General features: G+C 65.8%; 22 protein-coding genes. 9 read left to right on the forward strand and 13 right to left on the reverse strand.

Annotated elements, in window-relative coordinates:
• Nucleotides 1–12: 12 nt before the first annotated feature.
• The gene (locus RhoFasB10_RS05785) at nt 13–1,281 is read right to left on the reverse strand and encodes an NADH:flavin oxidoreductase/NADH oxidase family protein (RefSeq protein ID WP_068425165.1); all 1,269 of its coding nucleotides are present in this window, start codon (nt 1,279–1,281) and stop codon (nt 13–15) included.
• 94 nt (nt 1,282–1,375) lie between these two features.
• On the opposite strand from RhoFasB10_RS05785, the gene RhoFasB10_RS05790 reads away from it, so the two are divergent.
• From RhoFasB10_RS05790 to RhoFasB10_RS05800, 3 genes are read left to right on the forward strand one after another with little or no spacing between them, the layout of a single operon-like run.
• Nucleotides 1,376–1,960: a TetR/AcrR family transcriptional regulator gene (locus tag RhoFasB10_RS05790; protein ID WP_346764359.1), complete on the forward strand. Its 585-nt coding sequence runs from the start codon at nt 1,376–1,378 to the stop codon at nt 1,958–1,960.
• A 26-nt stretch (nt 1,961–1,986) separates the two neighbouring features.
• Nucleotides 1,987–3,567: an MFS transporter gene (locus RhoFasB10_RS05795; protein WP_167675544.1), complete on the forward strand. Its 1,581-nt coding sequence runs from the start codon at nt 1,987–1,989 to the stop codon at nt 3,565–3,567.
• A gap of 14 nt (nt 3,568–3,581) precedes the next feature.
• Nucleotides 3,582–5,693 (forward strand): thiamine pyrophosphate-dependent enzyme, encoded by a 2,112-nt coding sequence (locus tag RhoFasB10_RS05800; protein WP_167675546.1) that lies wholly within the window; start codon nt 3,582–3,584, stop codon nt 5,691–5,693.
• Here RhoFasB10_RS05800 and RhoFasB10_RS05805 read toward each other — a convergent pair.
• The 8 genes from RhoFasB10_RS05805 to RhoFasB10_RS05840 all read right to left on the reverse strand — a co-directional run bounded on the left by RhoFasB10_RS05805 (nt 5,677) and on the right by RhoFasB10_RS05840 (nt 11,592).
• Nucleotides 5,677–6,111: a GNAT family N-acetyltransferase gene (locus RhoFasB10_RS05805; protein WP_174551405.1), complete on the reverse strand. Its 435-nt coding sequence runs from the start codon at nt 6,109–6,111 to the stop codon at nt 5,677–5,679. The two genes, RhoFasB10_RS05800 and RhoFasB10_RS05805, sit on opposite strands and share 17 nt — an antisense overlap.
• A gap of 26 nt (nt 6,112–6,137) precedes the next feature.
• The gene (locus RhoFasB10_RS05810) at nt 6,138–6,698 is read right to left on the reverse strand and encodes a TetR family transcriptional regulator (RefSeq protein ID WP_084423748.1); all 561 of its coding nucleotides are present in this window, start codon (nt 6,696–6,698) and stop codon (nt 6,138–6,140) included.
• Between the two features lie 80 nt (nt 6,699–6,778).
• The gene (locus RhoFasB10_RS05815) at nt 6,779–6,964 is read right to left on the reverse strand and encodes a rubredoxin (protein ID WP_068425148.1); all 186 of its coding nucleotides are present in this window, start codon (nt 6,962–6,964) and stop codon (nt 6,779–6,781) included.
• 1 nt (nt 6,965) lies between these two features.
• Nucleotides 6,966–7,133 carry a rubredoxin gene (locus RhoFasB10_RS05820; protein ID WP_068425145.1) on the reverse strand — a complete coding sequence of 56 codons (168 nt, stop codon included), beginning with the start codon at nt 7,131–7,133 and terminating at the stop codon, nt 6,966–6,968.
• A gap of 2 nt (nt 7,134–7,135) precedes the next feature.
• A complete protein-coding gene (locus RhoFasB10_RS05825; protein WP_068425142.1) occupies nt 7,136–8,359 on the reverse strand; it encodes an alkane 1-monooxygenase in 1,224 nt (407 codons plus the stop codon).
• Between the two features lie 176 nt (nt 8,360–8,535).
• Nucleotides 8,536–10,041, reverse strand: coding sequence for a tripartite tricarboxylate transporter permease (locus RhoFasB10_RS05830; RefSeq protein WP_068425139.1), 1,506 nt, complete (start codon nt 10,039–10,041; stop codon nt 8,536–8,538).
• Between the two features lie 16 nt (nt 10,042–10,057).
• On the reverse strand, nt 10,058–10,588 hold the full coding sequence (locus RhoFasB10_RS05835; RefSeq protein ID WP_167675548.1) for a tripartite tricarboxylate transporter TctB family protein: 531 nt from the start codon (nt 10,586–10,588) through the stop codon (nt 10,058–10,060).
• Nucleotides 10,585–11,592: a tripartite tricarboxylate transporter substrate-binding protein gene (locus RhoFasB10_RS05840; RefSeq protein WP_068425132.1), complete on the reverse strand. Its 1,008-nt coding sequence runs from the start codon at nt 11,590–11,592 to the stop codon at nt 10,585–10,587. The genes RhoFasB10_RS05835 and RhoFasB10_RS05840 overlap by 4 nt, the downstream gene beginning before the upstream one ends.
• A 110-nt stretch (nt 11,593–11,702) precedes the next feature.
• Between RhoFasB10_RS05840 and RhoFasB10_RS05845 the strand changes: the two genes are divergently transcribed.
• The 3 genes from RhoFasB10_RS05845 (at nt 11,703) to RhoFasB10_RS05855 (ending at nt 14,642) form a co-directional block, all read left to right on the forward strand.
• Nucleotides 11,703–12,116 carry a universal stress protein gene (locus RhoFasB10_RS05845; protein ID WP_068425129.1) on the forward strand — a complete coding sequence of 138 codons (414 nt, stop codon included), beginning with the start codon at nt 11,703–11,705 and terminating at the stop codon, nt 12,114–12,116.
• Between the two features lie 115 nt (nt 12,117–12,231).
• Entirely contained in the window at nt 12,232–13,641 is a 1,410-nt protein-coding gene (locus tag RhoFasB10_RS05850) for a hemolysin family protein (RefSeq protein ID WP_068425126.1), read from the forward strand.
• A complete protein-coding gene (locus RhoFasB10_RS05855) occupies nt 13,638–14,642 on the forward strand; it encodes a hemolysin family protein (protein ID WP_068425123.1) in 1,005 nt (334 codons plus the stop codon). The genes RhoFasB10_RS05850 and RhoFasB10_RS05855 overlap by 4 nt, the downstream gene beginning before the upstream one ends.
• Nucleotides 14,643–14,910: 268 nt before the next feature.
• On the opposite strand, the gene RhoFasB10_RS05860 is transcribed toward RhoFasB10_RS05855, so the two are convergent.
• Nucleotides 14,911–15,372 carry a MarR family transcriptional regulator gene (locus tag RhoFasB10_RS05860; protein WP_068425120.1) on the reverse strand — a complete coding sequence of 154 codons (462 nt, stop codon included), beginning with the start codon at nt 15,370–15,372 and terminating at the stop codon, nt 14,911–14,913.
• Between the two features lie 113 nt (nt 15,373–15,485).
• Between RhoFasB10_RS05860 and RhoFasB10_RS05865 the strand changes: the two genes are divergently transcribed.
• Nucleotides 15,486–16,562: an AbrB family transcriptional regulator gene (locus tag RhoFasB10_RS05865; protein ID WP_068425117.1), complete on the forward strand. Its 1,077-nt coding sequence runs from the start codon at nt 15,486–15,488 to the stop codon at nt 16,560–16,562.
• A 3-nt stretch (nt 16,563–16,565) separates the two neighbouring features.
• Here the strand turns inward: RhoFasB10_RS05865 and RhoFasB10_RS05870 are convergent, their stop codons facing one another.
• Nucleotides 16,566–17,060 (reverse strand): DUF6764 family protein, encoded by a 495-nt coding sequence (locus tag RhoFasB10_RS05870; protein WP_114331401.1) that lies wholly within the window; start codon nt 17,058–17,060, stop codon nt 16,566–16,568.
• A 183-nt stretch (nt 17,061–17,243) separates the two neighbouring features.
• Here RhoFasB10_RS05870 and RhoFasB10_RS05875 point away from each other — a divergent pair, with 183 nt between their 5' ends.
• Both RhoFasB10_RS05875 and RhoFasB10_RS05880 read left to right on the forward strand, forming a co-directional pair.
• Complete coding sequence (locus RhoFasB10_RS05875) at nt 17,244–18,728, forward strand: MFS transporter (RefSeq protein WP_167675550.1); 1,485 nt, start codon at nt 17,244–17,246, stop codon at nt 18,726–18,728.
• Nucleotides 18,725–19,279 carry a TetR/AcrR family transcriptional regulator gene (locus RhoFasB10_RS05880; RefSeq protein WP_167675552.1) on the forward strand — a complete coding sequence of 185 codons (555 nt, stop codon included), beginning with the start codon at nt 18,725–18,727 and terminating at the stop codon, nt 19,277–19,279. Before RhoFasB10_RS05875 ends, RhoFasB10_RS05880 begins: the two co-directional genes overlap by 4 nt.
• On the opposite strand, the gene RhoFasB10_RS05885 is transcribed toward RhoFasB10_RS05880, so the two are convergent.
• Together RhoFasB10_RS05885 and RhoFasB10_RS05890 are read right to left on the reverse strand one after the other, a co-directional pair.
• Nucleotides 19,268–19,942: a YoaK family protein gene (locus RhoFasB10_RS05885; protein ID WP_167675554.1), complete on the reverse strand. Its 675-nt coding sequence runs from the start codon at nt 19,940–19,942 to the stop codon at nt 19,268–19,270. The genes RhoFasB10_RS05880 and RhoFasB10_RS05885 overlap by 12 nt on opposite strands.
• 2 nt (nt 19,943–19,944) lie before the next feature.
• Nucleotides 19,945–21,957, reverse strand: a complete 2,013-nt coding sequence (locus RhoFasB10_RS05890) for a neutral/alkaline non-lysosomal ceramidase N-terminal domain-containing protein (RefSeq protein WP_167675556.1) — start codon at nt 21,955–21,957, stop codon at nt 19,945–19,947.
• Between the last annotated feature and the right edge of the window lie 21 nt (nt 21,958–21,978).

Consider the following 21,978-nt stretch of genomic DNA (forward strand, 5'->3'; position numbering starts at 1 on the left):
AAAATGCACGGCCTATGTGGCGCTGCGCCTGCTGCGGAACGCGTCGACTCCGTTGCGTTCGATCATCGTGGCGGCGGTGCGCCAGGCCGGGCGCGTCGGATCCGGGTCGTCGCCGCGCCCGAGAATGTGGAGCTGGTCGGTGTGCCATTGCAGATCGAGTGCGCCGTCGAGCGCTTTCAGCGCGCGGACCTTCGCCAGCGCGCGAGGGAGCCCGAGGCTGATGCGCGGCGCGTCGAGACGCTCGACGCGCTCGTCCACGAGTTGCCGGCCGGCATCGGGGACGACGGTGGTGGGCCGACCGAGTCCGATCACATCGCAATCGCCCTCTGCGACAGCGTGGTTCATCGCCTTCCTGGTGCGGAATCCGCCGGTCACGGCGAGCGGGACGTCGCCGGCCGCCTGCCTGACCTCCCGCGCGTATTCCAGGAAGTAGGCCTCGCGCGCCGCGGTGCTCGCGGCGACCGTCGCACGGCCCATCATGGCGGGTGATTCGTAACTGCCACCGCTGATCTCGATGAGGTCGATACGTTCACCGGCCAGATGTTCGACGGTCTCTCGCGACTCCTCCTCGGTGAACCCGCCGCGTTGGAAATCCGCCGAATTCAGCTTGATGCCGACGGCGAAACCGGGCGACACCGCGGCGCGGATGGCACGTACGACCTCGAGCACGAAACGCATTCTGCCGTCCAGGTTTCCGCCCCAGCGGTCCTCCCGGCGATTGGACAGTGGAGAAAGGAACTGCGAGACGAGATAGCCGTGCGCACCGTGAATCTGGACGCCGTCGAAACCGGCGGCTTCGGCGACCGATGCCGCAGTCGCGAATCTGTCGACGATGTCCAGAATCTCGGACTCGGTCAGCGCCCGAGGAGCAGGCAGTCCGGGAACTCCCGACGCCACCGCCGACGGCGCGACCGGTTTCGCCTTCGTGGCCAGCGGATTCGCTTGACGCCCCGGGTGGTTGAGTTGCATCCAGATGGGCGAGCCGCCGTCCTTCGTGGCCTTGGCCCACGTGGTGAGCCCGTCCAGGTCCCGATCGTCCTCGATGACGACGTTGCCCGGTTCGCCGAGGTGGGTGCGGTCGACCATGACGTTGCCGGTGATCACCAGACCGAACCCGCCCGTTCCCCAGCGGGTGTAGAGGCGTGTCAGCCGGTCGTCCGGCGCGTGACTCGGCGTCCCAAGGCCTTCGCTCAACGCAGCCTTCATCAGGCGATTCGGCAGTACCTGACCGCATGCGAGCGTGAGCGGTGAGCCGAGCCGATGTGGGTCGTCGATCGTCATGACTCTCTCCCGGGGTCTCGCATCTTCTATGCTGGACGACATAGCTTGCCGCCGACATTAAACGTTACCGGCGGTTACGTCAATGGGAGGGTGTGTGGCCAAGAGGTCGACGCGAGACGACATGCTGCGCAGCGCGGCCCAGTTGTTCCGAGAGCGCGGGATCGAAGCGACGTCGTTGCTGGACGTCGTCGAACATGCAGGCGCGCCGCGGGGATCCATCTATCACCATTTCCCCGGTGGCAAGCCGCAGTTGGTGGAGGAGGCGACGCGCACCGCGGGCGTGCTGATGGGGTCGATGATCTCAGCCGGGCTCGCCGAGCACGGACCTGTCGCGACGCTGCGGGCGTTGATCTCCGGCTTCCGCGACGAGCTCACGGCAACCGACTTCGTCGCCGGCTGTCCGGTCGCCCCTGCGGCGCTCGACGGGGTCAATGCTCCGGCGGCCGTCGCGGCGGCGGGCGAGAGTTTCGAGTTCTGGGAGGACATGATCGCGGCGGCTCTGTGGCAGCGAGGAGTCGAACGAGAGCGTGCCCGCGGCATGGCGACGATGTCGATCGCCGCCGTCGAGGGGGCGCTTCTCGTCGCGAAAGCCCAGCGCAGCACGCGCGCACTCGACCGTGTCGAGACCGAGATAGTTCGATGGGTGGAGTACTCCCTGCCCGACCAGCCATTGCTATAACCCTCGGTTACAGATAACTTCGCGTTATGCACCCCGTCATAATCGGCGCCCGTCGCCGCTATCTAGCCCTCGCCGTGATCTGCGCGGCCGAGCTGTTGGTCGTGCTCGACAACACCGTCGTCAACGTCGCGCTCCCGTCGATGGGTCTCGAGATGCGCGCGAGCATCGGCGGCCTGCAATGGGTCGTCGACGCGTACACCCTCACGTTCGCGGGTCTTCTGCTCGCATTCGGCCACCTCGGCGACCGATACGGCAGGCGCAGGGTCATGACGGTGGGACTGGCAGGCATCGCCGTCATGTCCATCGGCGGGGCACTCGCCGCGGACCTCGGTCAAGTCGTCGCGGCCAGGGCAGCGATGGGAGTGTGTGCGGCGGCGGTGTTCCCGGCGACGCTCGCGCTCATTATCAACATGTTCTCCGACGCCCGCGAGCGGGCTCTCGCCATCGCCGCGTGGACCGCGATGGCCGGTTTCGCCATCGCGATCGGGCCCACCGCGGGAGGTTTTCTGCTCGAACACTTCTCGTGGCATTCGGTGTTCTGGATCAATGTGCCGGTCGCGCTCGTCGTACTGCTGGCCGCGTTGGCCTGCGTTCCCGAATCGAAGGCGTCGCACGTCGGGAAGTTCGACCTGCTGGGTATCGCGCTGTCGCTGGTCGGCATCACGTCGCTCGTGTGGGGCATCATCGAGGCCCCGCACCAGGGCTGGCTCTCCACGACGAGTGTGACCGCCTACGTGATCGGGGTCCTGTGCGTCGGCGCGTTCGTGTGGTGGGAGCTGCGGGCGCCGTCGCCGGTTCTCGACATGAGTCTGTTCCGCATCCGGCGATTCTCGTTGCCCGCGTTGGCAATCGCGGTCGCCTACTTCAGCATGTTCGGCTTTCTGTTCATGATCACCCAGTACTTCCAGGGTGTCCGGGAGATGACCCCACTCGAATTCGGTGTCCACTCGCTGCCGTTCGCGGCGTCGATCGGTGTCGGTGCGCCCGTCGCCACGCTGATCGCGAAACGCATCGGTACCACCGCCGTCATCGCGTTCGGCATGGTCGTGATGAGCGCAGGAATGTTCATCGCAGGTCAGGTGAAGGTCGAAACACCGTATGTCGGACCGGTACTGCTCTCCATGGTGCTGATGGGTCTCGGGCTCGCGATCGTGCAGGGTCCCGCGACGGAGTCGATCATGTCGTCGGTGTCGCTCGACGAAGCAGGCGCCGGGTCCGCCGTCAACGACACGACCCGAGAAGTCGGGGGCACACTCGGCGTCGCCGTACTCGGGTCGATCGTCGCCTCGATCTACACCGACCGGGTCGCGCCGAGGATCGACGCCATTCCCGACACGGTCATGGAGCCGTACCAGAAGGCGTTCGCCCGTGAAACTGTCGTCAGCGTCCTCGAGATCGTCAAGGCGCCGACCAGTTCGATCTTCGCCACGCAGAAGGCCGACCTGGTGTACGCGATGAAAGCGGCGTCACTCGAGGGGTTTCAGCTCGCGTCGTACGTGACGGTGTCGGCGTCGTTGGCGTGCGCTCTCGCCGTGGCGATCTTCCTGCCGTGGAAACCTGACCGCGGAGAAGGCGTGCTGCTTTCCTGGCGACGGTCTGCCGCATGAGCGCATAATGCACCATGGCCGAGGCGATCGACGAGTACTTCCTGGAGCACGTCGGGGCGCGTTCCAGCAGACGGTCGTTGGGTTCGCTGACGCCGGAACGAGCTCTCGAGCTGTTCGACGCGCAACTCGGCAGTCGCCATCTCGACCTCGCGGCCCGGCGGCTCCGCTCCGAGGGTACGGGGTACTACACGATCGGCTCGTCCGGGCACGAGGGCAACGCTGCCGTCGCGGGCGCGCTCAGGGTCACCGATCCTGCACTGCTGCACTACCGTTCGGGCGCATTCTTCCTCGAACGGGCACGACAGGGTGGAGGCAGCGATCCGATCCGAGACGTGTTGCTCGGGCTGGTCGCGGCGGTCGACGAACCGATCTCCGGTGGCAGACACAAGGTGTTCGGCCGCGCCGACCTCGCGGTGATTCCGCAGACGTCGACCATCGCGTCGCACCTGCCGCGTGCCGTCGGAGTCGCGTTCTCGACGGTGCGTGCCCGCAAACTGGGTGTCCCGTGTCCGTGGCCTGGCGACGCGGTGACCGTGTGCAGTTTCGGGGACGCGTCGGCCAACCATTCGACAGCACTGGGTGCTTTCAACACCGCCGTGCACTCGGCGTATCAGGGAGTGCCGTTGCCCATCCTCTTCGTCTGCGAGGACAACGGACTCGGCATCAGCGTGCCGACCCCGGCTGGGTGGATCGCGTCGAACTTCTCGTCCCGGCCTGGACTCGACTACGTCCACGCCGACGGCAGTGACCTCGTCGACACCTACGAGAAATCGATCGCCGCCGTCGATCGTGTTCGACGCAGGCGCCGTCCGGTGTTCCTGCACATCGACACGGTCAGGCTGATGGGGCATGCCGGGTCCGACGTCGAGTCGTCGTACCGCAGTCGACGGGACATCACCGCGGACTACGCGCGAGACCCTGTGTTGCAGACGGCGAGGACGCTGATCGACAGCGGCGTGCTGACCGCGTCCGACGCCGTCGCACTGTACGAGGAGAAGCGTGCGGAGGTGATGGACACGGCCCGTGACGTCGCCGACGCGTCCCAGCTCGCGACGGCCGAGGCCGTCATGACGCCGCTCGCGTACAAGGCTGTCGCACCGTCCGACTCGATCGACCTTCCCGCCGAATCGACTCTCGCGCAGGCGATCAACGCTGATCTACGATGCATTCTCGACCGGTACCCGCAGGCAGTACTGTTCGGCGAGGACGTCGCACGCAAAGGCGGCGTGTACGGGGTCACGCGTGGGCTGTTGTCCGCGGCGGGTTCGGCCCGGGTGTTCGACACCGTGCTCGACGAGCAATCGATCCTCGGACTGGCCGCGGGCGCGGGGGTGTCCGGGCTCCTGCCGATCGCGGAGATCCAGTACCTCGCGTACCTGCACAATGCTGCCGACCAGATCCGCGGTGAGGCGGCGACGCTGCAGTTCTTCTCGAACGGCCAGTATCGAAACCCCATGATCGTTCGTATCGCCGGATACGGGTACCAGAAGGGTTTCGGCGGTCACTTCCACAACGACAATGCCGTTGCGGCACTGCGGGATATACCCGGCATCGTCGTGGCGTCACCCGCGCGGGGGGACGACGCCGCAGCCATGCTCGACGCGTGTGCGTCGGCTGCCGTCGAGCAGGGGGCGGTCTGTGTGTTTCTCGAACCCATCGCGCTGTACCACACACGGGACCTCTACGACGACGGCGACGACGGCTGGCTGTCCGGTGGACGCGTCGAGGCAGCGACGATCGGACGTGCCCGGGTGTACGGCGAGGGTGCGGACCTCACGATCATCACGTTCGGCAACGGAGTTCCCATGAGTCTTCGCGCGGCGCAGCGACTTTCGCAGCGGGGCGTTCATGCTCGCGTCGTCGACATGCGCTGGCTCGCACCGCTTCCGGTGGACGACGTCGTCGCACAGGCGTCGGCGACATCGTGCGTGCTGGTCGTCGACGAGACCAGGCGATCCGGTGGAGTCGGCGAGGGCGTGATCGCCGCGCTCGTCGACGCGGGCTACACGGGGAAGTTGGCCCGCATCGCCAGTGAGGACAGTTTCATCCCGCTCGGCGACGCGGCGCTGCACGTCCTGGTGTCCGAGGATCGGATCGTCGACGCCGCCGTCAGCGTGCTGTCCTGAGCATCGGGAGGTGCATGATGCCGTCCTCGTCGTAATCCGGGCCGGACCGCACGAATCCGAAACCGCCGTACCACGTTTCGAGCTGCACCTGCGCGCCGATGACGATGTCCTGGCCGTCCGCGTGTTCGATCGCGGCGCGCATCAACTGGGCGCTCAGTCCACGTCCACGCGCGTCGACGGCGGTGCACACGCGGCCGATCCGAGTTTCTCCGTCGCGGCGGAGCAACCGCAGTGTCGACAGCACACGTCCGTCGTCCTCGTGCCAGAAGTGCACGGTGTCCGGGTGTTCGTCGGCGCCATCGAGTTCGGGGTACGCGCAGTTCTGTTCCACGACGAACACGTCGACTCGCAGCTTGCAGAGGGAGTAGACGATGTGCCCGCTGAGGTCCGAGAAAGGTGCATGGTGGAGCTGACTCATGGTGTCACTCTCGCACACCGGGTTCTTCAGGCCGTGCCCTGGACCTTGTCGACGAACGGCGTGAGCAGCGACGCCATGTCGGCTGCGACGTCGGCCGAATTCGTGGGGGGCATCGAGATGTAGCTGAGGGCGAGCCTGACGACCGCTCGACCCAGCACGTCCGCGTTGTGCGGCGACACGTGCATCCAACTGCGCTGGAACGTCTCCGCGAGCCGAAAAGCCGCGTGCTCGATCAGGATTCCGCTCTCGGTGGTGACGAGTCGCAGCAAGTCCGGCGGTGGGTCGTCGGTGAGCATCGACAGCACCAGCGGGTCCTTCGCGCTGCGACCGAAGAATTCGGTGAACGACACGTACAGAGTTCGGAGACCGTCGCCTTCATTGGAGTAGACGGCGTCGTCGACCGCGGACACGAACGCGTCCGTCAGGCGCAGTGCGTACCCCTGCGCCAGACCCTTCCTGGTCCCGAACTCCTTGTACAGGGTCTGCCTGCTGATGCCGGCGGCTTTCGCGACGTCGGCCATGTTGACCGTCGACCACGTTCGTTCGAGAAGCAGATCGTGGAGGCTGTCGAGAATGGTGGAACGCATCAGGTTCGTTGCCGCGTTCTTGTACGGGCTGACCGGATGTGTCGTCACAGCGGCCAGTCTAGCGATCACCTTCGCTCCCGTTACGGTCTGCTGATCTCGACCATGAAGAAGTCGGCTTTCGCTGCGCCGCAGTCCGGGCAGCTCCAGTCGTCGGGAATGTCTTCCCACCGGGTGCCCGGTTCGATGCCGTCCTCCGGCCAGCCGAGCTCTTCGTCGTACTCGAATCCGCATTGAATGCACTGGTAGAGCTTGAAATCGGTGTTCATCTCAGCCTGCTTTCTGTTCGAAGTCGATCTTTTCCCGTACCCCACAGTCGGGGCACGGCCAGTCGTCGGGGATCTCGGACCATCCGGTCCCGGCCGGAAAGCCCTCTCGCGGTGCGCCTGTCACCTCGTCGAACACGTAGGCGCAGACCGGGCATTCGTATTTCGCCATCGTCACGCGTCCGCCCCGTAGCGGGCGAGGATCTTCTCGCGCTTGCTCGGCTGGATGTTCACGGACTCGATGTCGCCGCGATAGTGTTCCAACACCCTGTGATCCATGACCCTGCGCCAGATCGGAGGGAAGTAGGCGAGCGAGATCATGCTCGCGTACCCGCTGGGAAGGTTCGGAGCGCCGTCCATGCTGCGCAGTGTCTGATAGCGCCGGGTGGGATTGGCGTGGTGATCACTGTGTCGCTGAAGGTGATACAGGAAGATGTTGGTGACGATGTGGTCGGAGTTCCAGCTGTGTGCAGGTGCGCAGCGTTCGTATCGACCGGATGCGGTCTTGGCGCGGAGCAGTCCGTAGTGCTCGAGGTAGTTCACCGTCTCGAGCAACGAGAAGCCGTACACCGCTTGCAGTACCAGGAACGGCAGGATGCCGACGCCGAACACGGCCGTGAGCGTTCCGAAGAGTACGAGTGACATCAGCCAGGCGTTGAGTACGTCGTTACGAATGTTCCACGTGGACTTGCCGAGTCGGTTCATCCGCGTCTTCTCGAGCGCCCAGGACGACTTCAAGCTGCCCCAGACGCTGCGAGGAAGGAACTGCCAGAACGTCTCACCGAAGCGCGCACTCGCCGGGTCCTCGGGCGTCGCGACGCGTACGTGGTGGCCGCGATTGTGTTCGATGTAGAAGTGGCCGTAGAAGGTCTGTGCCAGAGTCACTTTCGACAGCCATCGCTCGAGACTGTCCTTCTTGTGGCCCATTTCGTGCGCGGTGTTGATGCCGACGCCACCCATGACGCCGATGCTGAACGCGAGCCCGATCTTCGAGATCACGCTCAAGCCGCCCTCCATGCCGAGCCAGCTCAGGTTGTCGGCCGTCCAGAGGTAGCATGCGACGACCAGGCTGGTGAGCTGGAACGGAATGTAGATGTACGTGCAGTAGCGGTAGTACTTGTCGTTCTCCAGCTGCTCCATCACGTCGTCGGGCGGGTTCTGCCCGTCGGGGCCGAAGAACAGGTCGAGCACCGGAAGCAGTCCGTAGACGAGGATCGGGCCGATCCACCAGAAGACCGGCGACACGGCGGTCCAGCCGAGCCCGTTGAACGCCCAGACCAAGGCGACCGCCATGAGGACTGCCGTGGGCGGAACGAGGCCCATGAGCCACAGGTAGCGCTTCTTGTCGTGCCATTCCTCTACCGGGGCTTCCGGCTGTGGGCTCGTGTGAGTCGCCATGACGAGAGTCCTCCTCGGACCATCCGTTGAGTGGTGTGAGTCACTGCACGGATGACAATACTCCGAAATTGTCCACTGTCTAGACAAAAACGTAAATTTGTCCACGGAGGTGAAACGACTCGTGCGCGGCAATGTACAGCCCGCTGTACATTGCCGCGCACGTGTGCCGAAGGCGCTTAGAAGTCGGCTTTCGCCCGAGAGCGCACCTTGCCCACGATCGTGAAGACGATCGCGATGGCCATCAGTGAATACAGGACGATGGTGATCGCACTGCTGACGAGAACGGTCGGGTCGCCTTCGCTGACGGCGAGTGCGCGGCGTAGCGAGTCCTCGGCGAGCGGCCCGAGGATGACGGCGATCATCACCGGCGCGAGTGGGATGCCGTAGCGACGCATCATGAACCCGAGAACGCCGAGCCCGAGCATGAACATCAGGTCCACTATCGACGCGCTCGTCGCGTAGACGCCGAGGGCGGCGAACACGGAGATGCCCGCGTACAGGTAGTTCTTCGGGATCTTCAGCAGCTTCGCCCACAGCGGCGCGAAGGGCAGGTTGAGGATCAACAGCACGATCATCGCGACGAACAGGCTGGCCAGCAGTGCCCAGACGATCTCGCCGCTACGGTCGAACAACAGTGGTCCTGGCTGCATTCCGTACTGCTGAAATGCGGCGAGAAGGATCGCAGCGGTTGCCGACGTCGGTAGGCCGAGCGCGAGCAGTGCACCCATCGCGGTACCGGCGGTGGCGTTGCCTGCGGCTTCCGGGCCGGCGACACCCTTGATCGCGCCTTTTCCGAACATCGGGTTCTTGCGGCGACGGTCGAGTCGACGCTCGGTGCCGTAGGCGAGGAAGCTCGGAACCTCGGCTCCACCCGCCGGAATCACGCCGAACGGGACACCGAATGCCGTGCCGCGCAACCAGGCAGGCATCGCCTCACGAAACTCGGAGCGACTCAGGAACGGGCGCCCGCCGGACGGGATCAACGAGTTGTCCTCCGGTCGCCCGATCTTCGAAGCGACGTGGATGACTTCGCCGAGTGCCAGCATGGCAACAGTGATGACGACGATGTGAATGCCGTCGAACATCGCGGGTACCTCGAACGTGAATCGCGATGCTCCGGAGGGGCCGTCGATACCGATGACGGCCAACGTGAGGCCGATCAACAGGGCCGTCAGGCCCTTCAGTGCGGAGTCGGACACGACGGCCGACGTCGCGATGAAGGCGAACACCGCAAGCGCGAAGTACTCGGCCGGACCGAAATTCGTCGCGAGCGATGCGAGCGTCGGAGCGAAGAACACCACGAGCGTGGTCGCGACGATTCCGCCGATGAACGCACCGATCGCCGACGTCGCCAATGCCTGCGGGGCTCGGCCGCTCTTGGCCATGCGATGGCCCTCGAAGGTGCCTGCGATGGCCGTCGAGTTGCCAGGGGTGTTCATCAGAATGCCGGCGATCGAGTCGCCGAAGAGTCCACCGAAGTAGACGCCGGCGAACATGATCAACGCTGCGGTGGGATCGAGGGTGAACGTGACCGGGAGGAGGAGTGCGACGGCCATGGCAGAGCCCAGGCCGGGCAGCACACCGACGGCCGTGCCGAGAACGGCTCCCACGAGAACCCAGACGAGGTTCATCGGCGTCAGCGCCGTACCGAACCCGTCGAGGAGATTGCTCAACGAATCCATCAGAAGATCAGCTCCATCAGAACACCTGGGCCAGAAGGCCGCCGGGCAACGTCAGGCCGAGACCGGCCGAGAAGGCGATTTGAACCGCGGAGGACACCAGCAGGGCGATGGCTCCGTCGAACACATAACGGCGAGAACCCAATCCGATGGAGACACCCCAGAAGAGCAGCGCCCCCGCGAGAACCCAGCCGAGCGGGTCTAGCAGCGCGATGAACAGGGCGACCGACCCGACGGTGATTCCGAGGGTGCGCCAATTGCTCACCGGGCCCGACACCGGGCGGCCGTCGTCGTCGACACCCCGCTCGACCACCTCGGGACGTAGCAGAATCTGCAGTGCGACCAGCGCGGCGACGACGAAGCATCCGCCCGCCACGATCGCCGGAAAGACCTGTGGCCCCGGCGAAGTCGCCGTGGGTGGAACCTCCATCGTCACCGTGCCGTAGACGAGGAACAGCCCGAGTGCGACGAGCAGTGCGGGGACGACGAGTCCGCTCCGGCCGGTCCAGAAACTGCGCCGGACGTCCGTGGTGGTTTCGACGGCGGTCATACCAACCCCAATTCTCGGAGGATGTCGGTGATGCGAGTCTGCTCGACCTCGAGGAACTCGCCGAACTCGTCTCCGGTCTGGAACGATTCCTTCCACCTGTTGCGCTCGACCGCGGTCATCCACTGTTCGGTCTCGTGCATCTCGGTGGCGATGTCGACGAGCGTGTCACGGTCCTCGTCCGAAATACCGGGCGGCGCAACGATTCCACGCCAGTTCACGAGGTCCACGTCGTATCCGAGTTCGACGAACGTCTCGACGTCGATGCCCTCGACCGGTTCGGGTGCTGCCACCGCGAGCGCGCGGACGTTTCCGGCCTCGATCTGGTCGCGGAAGTCGTTGTAGCCACTGACAGCGACACCGACGGTGTTGGACAGGAGGGACGTGAGTACCTCGCCGCCACCGGAGTAGGCGATGTAGTTGATCGCCGCAGGGTCGATGTCCGCTTCCTGCGCGAGTTGGCCGGCCACGATGTGGTCGATTCCGCCGAGCGAACCGCCTCCGATGGGCAGTCCGCCCGGATTGGCGCGCCACGCCGCGATCATGTCGTCGATGGTCTGGTACGGCGAATCCTTGGGGACGACGAAGACCTCGAAGTCCTCCGCGAACTTCGCGATCGGCACGGTATCGGCCAACGTCGTGTCGGAGTCGTTGATGGCGATACCGCCGAGCATCACGGTGCCGGTCACCATGACGGTGGTCGACTGACCGCGGAGACCTTCGAGTTGGCTCAGGCCGATCGTGCCACCGGCACCGGGGACGTTCACCACCTGCGCGTTGTTGACGATGCCGTCGCTCCGGAGTGCCTGCTGCGCCTCACGGGCAACCAGATCCCAGCCTCCACCTGCGGCAGCAGGAGCGATCAAGGTCAATTTTGCTCGTGCGTCCGAACCGGTGCCGCTGCGGGCAGCATCGATTCCGGCGACTGTCACCGCCGCCGCGACGGCAACTGCAAGTAGAGACTTGGACAGAGTGGGCGAGAACCTCGCGAGTGATTTTCCGGTCACTCCGCAGGCTCCGCTCCTGGCGAGCCTTTCGTGTGATGTGTCACAGCGACACAGTAGATACGCTTTGTCCGAATAGTCCAATCAACGATTTCCCGGAAGCGGAGACAAGCATGGCGGTAGCCGTAGTGGCAAGCGATTCACCCGAGGGCCGCGAGGCGCTCGTCCGTGCAGTCGAGGAAGCAACACTGAGAGGCAAGGAACTCGTCGTCCTGGCCGTCGTCGATTCCAACACCGTGTCCGAGGAAGACAGGGAGGCAACGACTCTCGCGACGAGACAGATCCTCGAATCGCGCGGACTCGGGGACGCGACACTGTCCGTGCGCGTCGAACCCGATGCGGGCGATCCGGCTGGTGCGATCGTGGATCTCGTCGCCGACGTCGGCGCGTCGCTGCTGGTGATCGGGTCTCGGCGACGCTCGGCCGTCGGGAAGTTCCTGATGGGCAGCACGGTGCAGCGTGTCCTCCTCGACAGCCCTGTGCCCGTTCTTGTCGTGAAATCTCCCGACGGCGTCGGCACCCGCTAGAATCGGACATCACCGCCGAAACCCCCACAAACAGAGGATTCATGGACAGCGATAAACCCGGGCCGGACACGGCCCCACGCACTATGTCGACTAGTTGCGAGGCGGTGTCCGGCGAATGAGTGTGATTCTCACTCTCTTGCTCGGCGTCCTCGTCGTCTTCCTGATCACCGTCGCCACGGGTTACTTCGTGGCTCAGGAATTCGCATACATGACCGTGGACCGCTCCCGGCTGAAGGCTCGCGCCGAGGCCGGCGACGCAGGTGCCCGTCGCACATTGCAAGTCACCAAACGCACGTCGTTCATGCTGTCGGGTGCCCAGTTGGGCATCACCGTGACCGGCCTGCTGGTCGGTTACGTGGCCGAACCACTCATCGGGCAGTCGCTCGGAACCATGTTCGGCGGGATCGGAATTCCGACGGCCGTCGGCGTGGGTATCGGTGCGGTCGCAGCGCTGCTCTTCTCCACGTTCGTGCAGATGCTGTTCGGTGAACTGTTCCCGAAGAACTTCGCCATCGCGCGCCCCGAACCTGTCGCCAGGTGGTTGTCGTTGTCGACGACCGTCTACCTGAAGCTGTTCGGTTGGCTCATCACGATCTTCGATCACGCGTCGAATCTGCTGCTGCGCTCGCTCAAGATCGAGCCGGTGCACGACGTCGAACATTCGGCGACGCCGCGCGACCTCGAGCACATCGTCGCCGAGTCCAAGGATTCGGGCGATCTGCCCGACGAGCTGTCCGATCTACTCGATCGGATTCTCGACTTCCCGACGCGCACCGTGGAACATGCGATGATTCCGCGCTCGCGTGCGGCGACGGTGCGTGCCACCGATTCGCTCGTCGAAGTGAAAACGCTGATGGGGCAGGAGCATTCGCGTTACCCCGTCCTCGACGAGGACGACGGCATCGTCGGTGTCGTCCACCTGCAGGACATCCTGGCGGTGACCGATCGTCCCGAGGCGGAGATCGCCGAGTTCGTGCGTCCCGCGCTGATCCTTCCGGAGACACAGGCGCTGCCGAACGCGGTCGTCGAACTCCGCACGTCGAAGAACCAACTTGCTTGTGTGATCGACGAATACGGCGGTCTCACCGGCGTCATCACCATCGAGGATCTCGCCGAGGAACTCGTCGGAGAGATCACCGACGAGCACGACGAGGACGAGATCGACACGACGCCCGTCGCGGGTGAGGACGGCACGTGGACGATGGCGGGCGAGATCCACATCGACGAGGTCGAGCGGTCCATCGACCACGACCTGCCTGCCGGTGACTACGAGACCATCGCCGGATTCGTCATCGCGCACCACGGTTCGCTGCCCGACGTCGGGACGCGAATCGAAGTCGATCTGCCCGCCGAATCGGAGGATCTGATCGCCGACGACGACGAGATCCCGGAGAGGTTCGTGTCGGTCGAGGTGCTCGAAATCGACAACTACGTACCGTCGTCCGTGCGACTCGAACTCGGACAACGGGAACGCACCGACGCCGACGACCGCACGGACAGCGCAGAAATGGACAACCACCGATGAGCAATCCCTGGGTCGTTCTCGCGGTCACCGTCGGGCTCATCGCGGCCAGTGCGTTCTTCGTCGCCGTCGAGTTCGCGTTGCTCGCGGCGAAGCGTCACCGTCTCGAGGACGCGGCTCCGAACAGCAGATCCGCGCGTGCCGCACTGCGCAGTGCGAGTGAGTTGACTGTTCTTCTCGCCGGCTCGCAGCTCGGAATCACGTTGTGCACGTTGGCACTCGGCGCGACGACGAAGCCCGCAGTCCACTACGCGCTCACACCGCTCTTCGAGTCGTGGGGCGTCCCGTACTGGGTCGCGGACGTTGCAGGGTTCGTGCTGGCGTTGATCATCGTGACGTTCCTGCACCTGGTCGTCGGCGAGATGGCGCCGAAGTCGTGGGCCATCGCGCACCCGGAGAAGTCCGCCACGATGCTGGCGATCCCGATGCGTGGGTTCATGTTCCTGACCAGGCCCGTCATCGTTGCGATGAACGAGATGGCGAACTGGCTGCTTCGACGCGTCGGCGTCGAACCGTCCGGTCAGGTCGCGTCGGGTCAGAATCCCGACGACCTGCGCCAGCTCGTCGAACACTCGGTCAACGTCGGTGCACTCGACGCCAGCTACTCCGTCCAGATCGCGGGAGCACTGGAACTGCAGAACCTGGTGGTCGGAGATCTTCTTCGCACGCACGGGGTTCCGATCTCGGTCGAATCCACCGCGACGCTCGACGACGTTCGAGCAGCGTCGCGGGAGTCGGGCCACCTACGCATCCTGGTGCGTGACGGGGAAACCGTCAGCGGCGTCGTCCATGTGCGCGACACGCTCGCCGACGACGTCGGCCTGGCGGACGTGACGCGTCCGGTGTTCACGCTCGCGGTCGATACACCCGTCTACGTCGCGCTCGCGTCGATGCGCGAGACGAGCAGCCACCTCGCACTCGTCGTCGACGGTGACCGCACGGTCGGGGTGGTCACGCTCTCGGACGTGCTGTCGAGACTGCTGCCGACACCTGCACTGGCCTAGCCGAAGCCCGGACGAACAGGGCCCGGACAACAGGGGCCGAACACGAACGCGCGAGGGTCGCACCGAAACGTTTCGGTGCGACCCTCGCGTCGGCCGTGCTATCGGTGCGTCAGAAGGGATTGACGACGAGCAACGTTGCCCAGTACGTCGCCGCGTCGGATCCGAGGTGGGGGAGAAGCGCGTCGTACAGCAGGTAGGACATCATCGAAGCTCATTACTCCTGTGGTCATGGCCGACGGACGATGCCGCCGAAAGGGGTGTGTCCGAATCATGTTCCACCAGAACGGTCGGAAAGGTCAACGGTGTCCGCCGAATCCGGACGCCGAGCCAGTTTCCAGAGGATGGGCGCGGCGAGGTGCAGGACGTCCCGCTCGAGTCCCGTCAGCTCTTCGTTCATCGCGTCGGCGAGCCAGCGGTCGCGCTGCTGACGATCGGCGGCGACGAGTTCGGTGCCCTTGTCGGTGATGCGGATCAGCAGACGGCGTCGGTCACCCGGGTCCGGCGTGCGGGTGACCAGGTCCTCGGCTTCCAGAGCGTTGAGGTTGCTCGTCAACGACTGAATGCGGACTCCCTGCAGAGCCGCGAGGTCGACGGGGGCGCTCGACCCACCACTGCGTTCGACGTCGCCGAGGATCTGCATCTGACTCGGTGTCAGATAGTGCTTCGGGCGTTGCCTGCGCAACCGCCGTGTCAATGCGAGCATCGCCTCCCGTAGCTCCGTTGCGCTCATGAATAACCCTCCCCGGCACACCTGTTAGTACGTGCAACAGTATCTTTGTAGGCCTGTTTCGTCTGGTTTGACGCTTCGATTGATAAGCGTAGTCTTACCGTGTGCGAAAACCCATGTTCCGTTGGCTTGCTCTTCTGGCTGTGACGAGCGTGGTGTGGGCGGTCATGGCAGCCCTGGGACTGTCTGCCGCGGCGTTGTTCGCATCTCTCGTCGTCGCTGCCGTCTTCGCGGTGCGCGGCGCCGGTCCCGACCGTCTTCCGAGACCGGCGGGCATGCTCGCGCAGGGCATTCTGGCCGTGAGTGTCGGACTGATGGTCGACACCGAGACGTTGTCGGCTCTCGGTTCGAGTTGGTTGCCCGCGCTCGGTGTGTGCATCGCAACCCTCGTCGTCAGCGTGGCGGCGGGAATGCTCCTCGCGTTCCATCGCGACGTCGATGCTCTGACCGGTGCTCTGTCGATGATCGCCGGAGGAGCGCAGGGGCTCGTCGCAGTCTCTCGTGAACTCGGCGGCGACGAGCGCATGGTCGCCGTGGTCCAGTACATGCGTGTGGGACTGATCATCGTGACGATGCCGTTGGTCGCGACGCTCGTCTTCGGTGCGGGTACCAGCGGCGCAGCGTCGACCGGCTCCGGCGAAACCCCGTGGTACGTGGACCTTCTCGTCGTTGCCGGTGCCATCGTCGTCGGGATCGTCGTCGCACGGCTGATTCGGCTGCCCGCGCCCGCGACGCTCGGACCGCTCGCGGTGTCGATGGGTATGGAGCTCTCAGGGTGGATCGACGGGGTCACCGCTCCGACGGTTCTGCTCCCGATCGCGTTCGTTCTCATCGGATGGCAGGCAGGGCTCGCTTTCACTCGGGACAGCGTGCGGGCCGTCGGACGGGTGATGCCGTGGGCTGTGGCGCTCATTCTCGTGGTCGGCGGAGTGTGTGCCCTGCTCGGCTTGCTGTTGTCCCACGTCGCCGGAATCTCGCTGTTGGAGGGATATCTCGCGACGACGCCCGGCGGTCTGTCGGCGGTGCTGGCCGTCTCCGCAGCGAGCGGCGCGAACGTCACCTTCGTCGCGGCCGTACAGGTGGTCCGGCTCGTGATCATGCTCTTCGCGGCGCCGTTCGGCGCCAAGGTGTTTCTCGCGCTCCGCGCGCGACGGTCGCGAAACGCGGAGCGCGAGAACGCATCCGTCAGCTGACGGTCAGCCGATGCAGCCCTGCAATGTGGTGAAGCTTCCCGCGATGCCGGGGCCGTTGCAGACCGCGCCCGTCGGTGTCAGTGTCACGACGGAACCGGGGCCTGCGATGGCGATGGACAGACCGGGTCCGATGGCCTCGTTGGTGGCGACGCTGCCAGGACCGAACGAGATCGCGGCGGGACCCGCGCCGAACGTCGCGTCGGACACCGCGGTTCCCCCGCCGAACCCGAGCGCCAGGGCGGCGGCGTTGCTCAGCGCGGTCGCCGATCCCCAGCCTTCGAATCCATAGCCCGCGGCGGCGCTGGTCGCATCGGCAGTGCTGTCGCACTGGGACGCCCCCGCGAGGCCGGTTTCGGCGGCGCCTGAAGGTGCAGTCGTGCATTCGACGGGCGCTGCGGATGCGGTGCCCGGTAGCAGTGCCGCGCAGGCAAGAGCGATTCCGAGGGATGCAGCACCGCCGAGCGCGCGAGTGATCGTCGTGTTACGTGCGAGAGACATGAGGACGCCTTCCGAGTGGTGGTCGAGCCGGTCGGAGGCGCTCGCGCTGGGACGAAACGCTGTGACGCCTCTTACATCACGCTTCCCGTTGCACGACACGACAACACATCCGCCATCGTAACGGTCGAGTCTCGGAACGATGTCGGTTCGGTAACTTGGACTTGCGCGGCATATCATCAAGCGATGACATCGACCGATGACACGCTGCCGACCGCGGTGAGACGCGGGCTCGTTCCGGTACTGGTGTCGATCTGCACGGTCGTCGCCGTCGTGAGCAGTGTGGGTGCCCCATTGATTCCGACCGTTGCATCCACGTACGGGGTGTCGTTCACCAGCGCGCAGTGGTCGCTGACCATCGCGATGCTCACCGGCGCCGTCACCGTCCCGATCCTCGGCAGACTCGGCGACGGACCCCACCGCAAGCAGGCGGTGGTCGGGTCACTTGCGGTCGTCGCGCTCGGGTGTGTGCTCGCCGCGATGCCGGGCAACTTCGCGATGCTGATCGTCGGACGAGCACTTCAGGGCATCGGCCTCGGGCTGATGCCGCTGGCGATGGCGGTCGCTCGCGATCATCTCGCACCTGCGCGTGCTCGGTCGTGCGTCGCGGCGCTGTCGGTCACCGCGGTCGCCGGGATCGGACTCGGCTACCCGCTCACCGGAGTAATCGCCCACTACTGGGGATTCCACGCGTGCTTCGTCGTCGCCGCGATCGCGACGTCGGCTGTGCTTCTCGCGTCGGTGTTCATCGTGCCGACCAGCGGCCACCTGAAGCGTCGTCCCCTCGACGTCCTCGGAGCGGTTCTGCTCGGTGCGGGCCTGACGGCGTTGCTCCTCGCGCTCAGTACCGGCGGTACCTGGGGGTGGACGTCATGGCCCTCGGCGATCTGCGTCGTCGTCCTGCCGCTGTGGGCACGCCACGAGGTGCGCTGCGCGTTCCCGCTCGTACAGCTGTCGTTGCTGCGCAACAGATCCGTCCTGACGGCCGACGTCACCGGGCTGCTGGCGGGCATCGGCATGTTCGTGCTGTCCTCCACGGTCATTCGACTGGTGCAGACGCCCGAGGACACCGGATACGGACTCGGTCGTTCCGCGATGGTCGCGGGCCTCGTCCTCGTCCCGTTCTCGCTGGCGAGCGTCGTCGCCAACCGGCTTCTGCCGAGTGCGAGTCGGTGGGTGCCGCGCACCCTGGTGATGCCGCTCGGGGCCGTGGCGTTCGTCGTCGCGCTGGTCCTGTTGGCGGTCGGGCGTTCGGAGTTGTGGGTCGTGTTCGCCGTGATGGGTATCGCGGGTCTCGGTGTCGGCTTGACGTTCGCGGCGATGCCCGCGCTGATCGTCAGCGCGGTGCCGTCGCACGAGACCGGGAGTGCCCTCGGCGTCAACCAGGTCACGCGCACCGTCGGCGGTGCCGTCGGAAGTGCGCTCAGCGCAACCATTCTCGCCGCCTACACCCTGCCCGGCGCGGTGTACCCGACGGACGACGGATACTCGGCGACGGCCACCGCAGGCATCGTTCTGTGGATCGTGACGGGACTGCTGGCCCTGGGCCTGCCGTATGCGCGACGTCGGGTGTCGAAGTCGCTGGTGGACGAGAGCGTGGAGTCGGCGGTGTCGGGCGGCTTCGCGTACGACGTGGATTCGCGCAGAACGCATTCGGTGGGAGAGAGATGACACGCAGTCGAGATTCCACCCGGACCCGTCGAGACCTTCTCGCCGCCGCCGCTGAACTGTTCGGAACCCGCGGATACGAGCGCACGACGATTCGAGAGATCGGCGAACGCGCAGGTGCCGACCCCGCGCTGATCGCTCGCTACTTCGGTAACAAGGCCGCGCTGTACATCGCGACGCTGCCCGCGGGCAACGACGAGGTCGCAGAGCTCGGTGACATCAGCGAGCCGCGTCGGATCGACGACGCACTGAGGCGAATTCACGACGTCGGACCGAGCCCTGTCCTGCATGCGGTCATGCGCGCCCACGACGATCCCGCGGTGCAGGCTGCCGCGTCGGAACGCGTCGACCAGCGTCTGACGGCCGGGGTTCAGGCACGCATGACCGCCGGGGGGCTCGACAACCCTCGCCTTCGAGCGCAGCTGGCCGTCGCCGCCCTGGCAGGCATCGCGATGGGTCGGTCGTCGGGGACTCTCGACGCGTTGGCCGAGGCGGACCACGACGAGGTCGTCGCACTCACGGCGGCAGTGCTCGGCGCCCTGCTACAGCCCTGACGGTAGGGCGAGCCGACCTGCGACGGCGACGGCCAGTGTCAGCACGGCCGCGGTGAGCAACGCCAGACCGGGATGCACGAGTAGCAACAACGCGCCGACGACGGCACCGACGAAGATCGCCGTTATGGCACCGACGCGGCGGTCGGCGAGTCGGGCCCACCACGATTCGGCGTTCGGGACCGTCAACGACTCGCTGGCGAACGACGTGAGCGTCGACGTCACGACGACCGTGGTCATGTCCTTGACCGCGACGGCGCGGGCGACCGTGGCTTGAAGGCCCATCGCCAGCGCTGCGGCCGCCGCGATTCCGATCCGAGTTCGACCGTCGTCGGTGTCGAGCAGGAACAGCGCTACCGCGGCGGCCCCGAGCACGAGACCACCGGCTGTGACGAGCGCTGTGGTGCGGCGGTTCCAGCGTCCCGCAGCGCCACGCAGAGCGAATCCCGCCGCGACCGCGCCGCCGGTGAACGACACCAGCGCGATGACGGGACTCAGTACCGGAAGGTCGTCACCGCCCGCGACGCCCATACCGAGGACGACGACGTTGCCGGTCATGTTGCCGACGAAAGTGCGGTCGAGGGCGAGGAATCCCACCGCGTCGGCAATTCCGGTCGTGAACGTCAGCGCCGTCATCAACGCGATGGCTCTGTGCTCGAGCGACATGGTCAGGCCACGTCGAACTCGGCCGTGGTTCCGGTGAACGGCGTGAGTCGGCCGTCCGCCGACCGGGCGTCACCGAAATAGACGACGCGATAGCGCCCGGCCTGCTGCGAGCGCGGAATGTCCCATGTGACAGTCGTTTCCGTGATCGGGCCGACGTTGTCGAAGTAGATCTTCGTGTACCAGTCGCCGTCGTCGAAAACCCGTGTCCACCCGGTGTCGTCGGCCCGCTCGATCGCGAGGTACGTGTCGTCGCGTCGCAGATTCGAGTTGGGATTGGCGCCCGAGAATCGCACCGACACCTGTTGGCCCGCCGCATAGCGTGCGGCCGGCTCGGTGAGCACGTCACCGAAAGACCGTCCAGGACTGGGCAGGTCGACGAATGGGTTTCCGGTGGGTGCGCTCGGAACGAGCCCGGTCAGGTCGCGTTGTGCCGTGCCGCTGTCGACGGGACGGCCGTCGCGCATGGCCGACGCCAGTTCGACCGCGATCTGCATCGTCGCGGGAAGCTGCCATCGTCCGAAAACCGTTGCGCCGCCCTCGTAGTCCTGCTGGTCGTATTCTTCCGGCGTCGTCAGATAATGCCCGTATCCGTTCGTGTATCCCTGGACGACGACGAGTTCGCGATCGACGGCCAGTGCGTCGGCGAGGGCCGTTCTCAGTCTGGATCCGGCGACGATCGTCGGTTCGAACGGACACGTGAACAGGTGAAAGCTTCCCAGGCGTGCCAGGTGGAACGGGAGGATCTGTTGCACGATTCCGGGGATCAACCCGACGGGAAGCACGACGTCCTTCGATGCCTGGGCGTCGCGCAGCCACTGCGGGAGCAGCACCGAACCGAGCGCTGCCAGTGCAGGATTGCCACCCCGTTCGCCCTCCTGGAGTCCGAGCGCCGGAATGCCACCACCGTCCTCCTGGCTCGATGCGGCGAACGCGGCACCCAGCGAGGCCGGGCTGGTCGTGTGGGTCTGTCCGTCGCCGGTGAATTCCGGGCGGACGGTGTACTGGGAGAAATCGACGTACACCCACCGAACGTCGACACCCGAATCGAGCTGTGGCGCAGTCGTTTCGGCGAGCACCTGCGACGTCTCGAACTGCCGGAGGCCGATGATGCGAGTGTTCTCGAACTCGTCGGTCGTCGGACCCGTGCCGGGTTGCCCCTCGAGGTTGGGCGTGATGTCGCCGGGCGTGCTCTGGCAGAACGCCGCGACGAAGCTCGGGTTTCGGTAATCGACTCGTTCCACCTCACGTTCCCAGTGCCACGCCGCGTAGCCCTTGTTGTCGGTGCTGACCAGCAGGTTGGTCGCCTTCATCGAGGTGCCGTGTGTCGCGAACCAATTGACGACGCCGACCAGTTCACCGCCCCGAGTCACCTGCAGATTGACCGAGCGTGGATCGATCCGGTCCGAGAACCGGTCGCGGTCGGGATTGCGGTCGAACGCCATCGGAGACCGATTGACGCCTGCGTCGTCGAGCGAACCCGACGCGATCGACACGTGGCTGGGTTGTACGTCGTCGTGCGCACGCACGATCGCGTCGACGATGCCGGCGACGTTGGATTCGAACGTCGCCGGTCTGAAACCGAGAGTGGTGATGTCGACCAGGAGGTGACCGTCCGTGCCGCCGGGGGCGCCGTGGGTATGCGTCGCCGACAGCAGGACGTTGCCGCGGTGATAGGTCTCGCCGTAACGCATCGCCAGGCGGCGCAGGACCTCCTCGAAGATGCTCTCGAACATCAACCCGAGCTCGCACGTCACGTGGGCGAGCCGCCCGCCGGATGCGGCGTCGACGAAGACGAACGCGCGGGCGCGCTGGCGCAGATGCAGTCCGGCAGAGGATTGTTCGAGGACGGCGTATCCGTTCATGCCTGCACCGAGGGGCTCACCGGTGATGTCGCCGACGCCGCGGCCGACATCCAGACCCGACGGCGTCGCCCACGCGCGAGAAGAGCCCAGTGCGACTGTCCCGAGCGCCGCACCCGTCGCGGCGAGGAAGGACCTTCTCCGAATTCCTGACACGGCAGCACGCTAGCAGTGCGC

Origin of the sequence: Rhodococcus sp. B10 (assembly GCF_011770055.1) — a bacterium.
Classification (GTDB): Bacteria; Actinomycetota; Actinomycetes; order Mycobacteriales; family Mycobacteriaceae; genus Rhodococcoides; species Rhodococcoides kyotonensis_B.